The sequence below is a fragment of the Armatimonas sp. genome (assembly GCF_964826245.1).
Genome location: NZ_CBAYMC010000264.1, coordinates 1 through 5,524 on the forward strand (window position 1 = coordinate 1; position 5,524 = coordinate 5,524).

6 protein-coding genes are annotated in these 5,524 nt (G+C 58.6%); all 6 read right to left on the reverse strand.

The features are described from left to right. Positions 1-1,221 (reverse strand): aminomethyl-transferring glycine dehydrogenase subunit GcvPB (gcvPB, locus tag AC1XOS_RS19135; protein WP_481963817.1); only part of this gene is annotated, 1,221 nt, incomplete at its 3' end. A 12-nt stretch (positions 1,222-1,233) separates the two neighbouring features. After that, positions 1,234-1,848, reverse strand: coding sequence for a Uma2 family endonuclease (locus tag AC1XOS_RS19140; protein WP_481963818.1), 615 nt, complete (start codon positions 1,846-1,848; stop codon positions 1,234-1,236). 9 nt (positions 1,849-1,857) lie between these two features. Then, on the reverse strand, positions 1,858-2,637 hold the full coding sequence (locus AC1XOS_RS19145; protein WP_481963819.1) for a DUF6882 domain-containing protein: 780 nt from the start codon (positions 2,635-2,637) through the stop codon (positions 1,858-1,860). After that, positions 2,625-3,932: an aminomethyl-transferring glycine dehydrogenase subunit GcvPA gene (gcvPA, locus tag AC1XOS_RS19150; protein ID WP_481963820.1), complete on the reverse strand. Its 1,308-nt coding sequence runs from the start codon at positions 3,930-3,932 to the stop codon at positions 2,625-2,627. The genes AC1XOS_RS19145 and gcvPA overlap by 13 nt, the downstream gene beginning before the upstream one ends. Before the next feature lie 6 nt (positions 3,933-3,938). Further along, positions 3,939-4,334, reverse strand: a complete 396-nt coding sequence (gcvH, locus tag AC1XOS_RS19155; RefSeq protein ID WP_481963821.1) for a glycine cleavage system protein GcvH — start codon at positions 4,332-4,334, stop codon at positions 3,939-3,941. Positions 4,335-4,356: 22 nt separating this feature from the next. Beyond that, positions 4,357-5,445, reverse strand: a complete 1,089-nt coding sequence (gene gcvT, locus AC1XOS_RS19160) for a glycine cleavage system aminomethyltransferase GcvT (protein WP_481963822.1) — start codon at positions 5,443-5,445, stop codon at positions 4,357-4,359. Positions 5,446-5,524 lie beyond the last annotated feature (79 nt).

Here is a 5,524-nt window from a genome sequence, read left to right on the forward strand (position 1 = left end):
GTCAATAATCCGCTTGCAGACATCCAGCGCTTTCACGTTGTAGTCTTTCTTCAAGCGCTCCAGCGAGAAAACCGCCTCGTGCATACAAGGCCGGTCGTAGGCGACCGCAAAGGTCTTGCTGAGCTTGGCCTTTAAGTAGCTCGCGTTGAGCACACTATTCTCGCTGATCTGCGGGAGCTTCTCGCGCCCATAGTGCATTAGGTAGGCGTAGCCACGAACCACGGCGAGATACGCTCCTGCATAGGGTCCGACTTTCCCAATCGAGAGCGGCCTATCGGAGTCCAACCCGAAGCTACCATCCGCGTGCTTGACGGCCATGGGGACGGGCAAAAACGGCTCCAGGATCGCCTTGACACCGACCGGGCCAGAGCCAGGGCCACCGCCGCCGTGGGGAACGGAGAAAGTCTTGTGTAGGTTGACATGCATCACATCAAAGCCCATGTCACCGGGGCGCACGGTTCCGACCAGCGCGTTCATATTGGCACCATCACAGTACATCAGGCCACCCGCCTCATGCACCAGCCGTGAGATCTCCAGGATCTCTTCCTCAAACAGCCCCACGGTATTGGGGTTGGTGAGCATAAAGCCCGCGATATGTCCCTCGTTCTTGGCGAGCTGCTCTTTAAGATGATCAATGTCCGTCAGGCCGCGCTCGTTGGTCTTGACATCCACCACCTTGTAGCCACAGCGCGCTGCCGAGGCCGGGTTGGTGCCGTGTGCCGCGGTCGGAACCAGCACCATCTTGCGGATCTCGCCATCACCACGATGCACATGATAGGCACGGATCAGCATCAGGCCCAGCAGCTCCCCATGTGCTCCCGCAGCCGGCTGCAAGCTCACAGCATCCATTCCGAGGATCGTGGAGAGCATGTTCTGCATCTCGTAGAGCACTTCAATGGCCCCCTGTGCCGTCTCTTCGGGCTGGTAGGGATGCACGCGCGCGAAGCCGGGCATGTTCACCGCGACATCGTTGATCTTAGGATTATATTTCATGGTGCAGGAGCCCAGAGGATAAAAACCCTTGTCCACGCAGTAGTTTAAATTGGAGATGCGCACAAAATGCCGCACCACTTCGGGTTCGGAGAGCTCGGGCAGAGGAAGCTCAGAGCGCAGCGCAACACCGGGCAGTAAGTCGCCCAAAGGCTTCACGGGCACATCACAGGCAGGCATTCGCACGCCCACACGGCCCGGTCGAGAGAGTTCAAAAATTGTTTGTTCCATAAATTTGATGTCCTAAAAAACGCGCTCCAGGGAGAGAGTAAAGCCGGGAAGCTCAGGCTCGCAGGAGACTTGTGTGGGATGGTTCAGAGTTTGCGTGGTCTGGCCAGGACGGTAGACTTCGACAATCTTGCGCTTGCGGTCTATGAGCAGCCCAAGGCGTGCGCCGTTGGCAAGATACTCCGTAAGTTTCGCCTGAGTTTCTGTCAGGCTGTCGCTGGGGGAGAGTAGCTCGACCACGAAGTCTGGGCAGATATGCGCGAAGCCGCGCCGCTCGGTGGCAGTGAGTGCATCCCAGCGTGCCGCACTGATCCAGGCTGCATCGGGCGAGCGAGTCGCGCCGTTGGGGAGCGTGAAGCCTGCGCTGGGGCCAAATGTTTTTCCGGGTTCGGGGAGATTCCAGCTCCAGATCGTGAGAAGAGTGGTGATGGCAGTGTTTCGGCTATCGCCTTCGGCTTCGGCGGGGGGCATGAAGATCAGTTTTCCCTCGGGAGTGCGTTCCACACGCAGGTCAGGATGACGCTCACAGAGCCGGACGAACTCACGATAGGAGATGCGGGGCATCTCGAAAGCGATGGGCTGTGAGCCATTGTTTTCCTGGTCGTAGAGAACCGCAGTGGTAGCTTTCATGATGGTATTTTATCGCCGCTTTCCAAAAAGTCGGCCTAAAAAGCGGGGCTTGCTCTCTGCTTCTTGAGGGAGCTCAACAAGCTCCTCAGCAGGTTGGGGTATCTCGGTGTTCATGCTGATGATCTGGCCGTGATGGGCGAACTGAATTCGCAGCAGGCTGTCTCCAAAGCGCCAGTAGAGGGTCTCGTCTGCCAGGTTCGATCCACCTGCCGTCGAGGGTGAACCTAGGTAGGCTTCCACAGCTTGCCGATGGTTGAGGGAGAACCGTAGCTTGCCTTCCTCAATGATATTTAGCGCGATGTGGATATCGCGCTGTACTAGCCCTGAGTCGGGGAAGTACTCCACAGCGAGGAGCTGCGTCTTGCCTCCCTGACGTGCCTCAAAAACGGAAAATGCTTCAAGGTAGCCCGCGCTTGCCAGTGCCCAGCCCTGTGCCTGAGTGGGAGTGCTCAGCGTGATGGGCTCAGGCGAGTCGAAGATCTCCAAGCCTGCGCCGCGCGCCATGACTCGCATTTTTGCCAAGCTCGCGACACACTTCCAGTCTTCCGGTATCGCGGGATCCGACCAGCCAAACAGAAACGTACCTAACTGCTGGTCGTAGGTGCCGATGAGCTTCACCGGCGATGAGAACAGAATCCTGCCCGTGCCTGGTTCTCGGAAGAGAATCTCCCCGCCAGGCAAGTCAAGCTCCCACACCCAGGAGTGCGCCGTACGGTTCAAAAACGCCAGCGCCGTCTGCTCGTTTTCGAGCAGACGAAACGCATGGTCTTCCAGCTTTAGCGAAGGCATTCGACGAGCTGATCTATCTCGGACTTGGTGCGCTGCTCGGTGACACAGACCAGCATCTGGTTTCCGGGAAGTGGCAGTCCTCCCAGAATCCCAGCGGCGAGGAGTTTTTTATTGAGCGCAACAGGGTCGCTGGGACACTGAATCAGGAACTCCTTAAAGAACGGGCCGCTGTAGACAAGCGAGTAGCCTGGAAGGCTCGCGAGCTGCTCGGCGGCGTAGTGGGCTTTTTGCAAGCAGAGGCCTGCCACTTCGATCATGCCCGTTTTACCAAAGCTCGCCAGATAGACGGTGGCCGCGAGGGCAAAGAGCGCCTGGTTGGTGCAGATGTTGCTCGTGGCGGTGTCGCGGCGGATGTCTTGCTCACGGGTGCGGAGCGTCATCACGTAGCCTTTCGCCCCATCTGTGTCTTTTGTGACGCCCACAATGCGACCTGGAATGCGCCGGATGAACTCTTTTTTGCAGCAGAAAATGCCCAGCAGTGGTCCCCCAAATGCGGGGTAGAGCCCCAACGCCTGGCCCTCTGCGACGAGAATATCCACGCCACATGCGCCGGGCGTCTCCAGGATGCCCAAAGAGATCGGGTCTACGGAGGCGACAAGAAGTGCACCATTTGAGTGCGCCGCATCGGCATGGGCTCGCAGATCCTCGACCACCCCGAAGAAGTTGGGGGACTGCACGACAACGCACGCGGCGTCGCTTGCCGAGAGGACGGGAAGCTGGCCTGTCACCGGATCGTGATCGAGTGTTGTGATCGCAATCCCAAGCGGGTCGAGATAGGTCTCAATGACCTGGCGAAGTGCGGGATGGAGTGAGGAAGGAAGCACCACCTTGCGGCGCTTCTGCAGATCGCACGCCATGATCACCGCTTCCGCAAGCGCCGTGGCACCGTCGTACATGGAGGCATTGCTCACATCCATACCCGTGAGCTGGCACATCAGGCTCTGGAACTCGTAGATGCTCTGGAGCACTCCCTGCGACACTTCAGGCTGGTAGGGCGTGTAGGCAGTATAGAACTCTGTCCTACCGGTCACAAATCCCACGGTCGGGGGAATGAAGTGATCGTAGATGCCTGCGCCTAAGAAACACGGGTGCGAGTCCATCGTCACAGACTTGCCCGAGAGCTCTAAGAGCTGCCGCCTGAGGCTAATGTCATCGAGGGCATCGGGAAGTGCAGAGAAATCGGCGGCATCACGCACTTCTTGTGGCAGGTGGTCGAAGAGCGCACGGATGGAGGTCGCGCCCACGGCGGCCAGCATCTTGGCACGATCCGCATCGGTATTGGGAATATAGGACACGCTTGGCTACTCCCCGATCTCGCTCTTGTAGCCCTCGGCGTCCAGTAGCTCGGCCAAGGCATCGGGATCGGAGACGCGGATTTTTAGCATCCAGCCGTCTTCGTAGGGCATCGAGTTGATCAGTGCCCCGTTGTTTGCGGGATCGTCTACCAGGGTCTCGTTTACCTCCACCACCTCGCCCGCCAGCGGCGAGTACAGCTCAGAGACGGCCTTGACGGACTCGACGTTGCCAAAGACATCGTCGTAGGCCAGCACACGCCCCACTTCCGGCAGCTCGACGTAGACAATATCGCCTAGCTCTTCCTGGGCATGATCGGTGATTCCGATGGTGGCGATATCGCCCTCAACTTTAACCCACTCGTGGGACTTCGAATACTTCAGCTCGCTTGGTACGTTAGACATAATTTTCTCCTAAAATTGCGTATCAGACATTCTTGTAAAACGGCAGCGGAGCCACCGTGGCGGCATGGCGTGCACCGCGAATCTCGACCTCTAGGGCCGTACCGGTCTTCGCATAGGCGCTCTCGATCCGGGCCATGGCGACGCCGCGACCCACGGTGGGGGAGAACGTGCCGCTAGTAATGTGACCAACCCCCCGGCCCCCGTCCGACGGGGGAGCAAAGAGGAGGTAGCCCTCGCGTGGGATTCCCTTGCCTTCGAGCGTGATCCCCACACACTTAGATTTCGGCCCTGCGACCTTCACCGCTTGTAACGCCGCTTTGCCGATAAAGTTCGCAGCTTTATCGAGCTTCACGACCCAGCCGAGACGCGCCTCGTAGGGATTGACCGTCTCGTCCATCTCGTGGCCGTAGAGCGGAAGCGCCGCCTCAAGCCGCAAAGCATCACGCGCACCGAGGCCACAAGCCATGGCTCCTGCGCCGATCAGCGCCTCCCAAAGCGCGGCGGATTGGTCGGCAGGGCAGATCAGCTCCGCGCCATCCTCGCCCGTGTAGCCCGTGCGGCAGGCCGTCACAGAGAGTCCGGCAAACGCTGTCTCACCAATTCCAAAGCGGGGTAGGGCAGCGATGGCTGCTCCCAAGAGTGCAATGGCTTTAGGGCCTTGTACGGCAATCAGCGCGGTCTCGTCCGAGACATCGGTAAGAGTTGCAGCGTAGCCCACGAGCTTCTCACGCATCCAAGCGAGGTCTTTATCACGATTGCCCGCGTTGAAGATAATGGTGTAGCGCGTCTCCGTGACTCGGTAGACGATAATATCGTCCACCACGCCACCGTTTTCGTAGCACATCAGGCTGTACTGCCCTTGACCATCCGTGAGCTTGCTGACATCGTTGACGGTGAGAAAGTCGAGAAATGCCCCGGCTTGTTCGCCTTCCAGAAACGCCCGGCCCATGTGGCTGACATCGAAAAGCCCGACGGCTTCCCGCACTGCTTTGACTTCTGCCATAACCCCAGTATATTGAACAGGCATCTCCCAGCCTGCAAACGGGACCAGACGCGCTCCGCTGCGCAAATGGGTTTCGTAGAGCGGTGTACGCCGCAAATTTTCACTCATGCCGTAGGAGATTATACCGCTATTCAGACTGTCTGAATCACGCAGACGTGCCAATAATGGAAAATATGCAGCACTATTC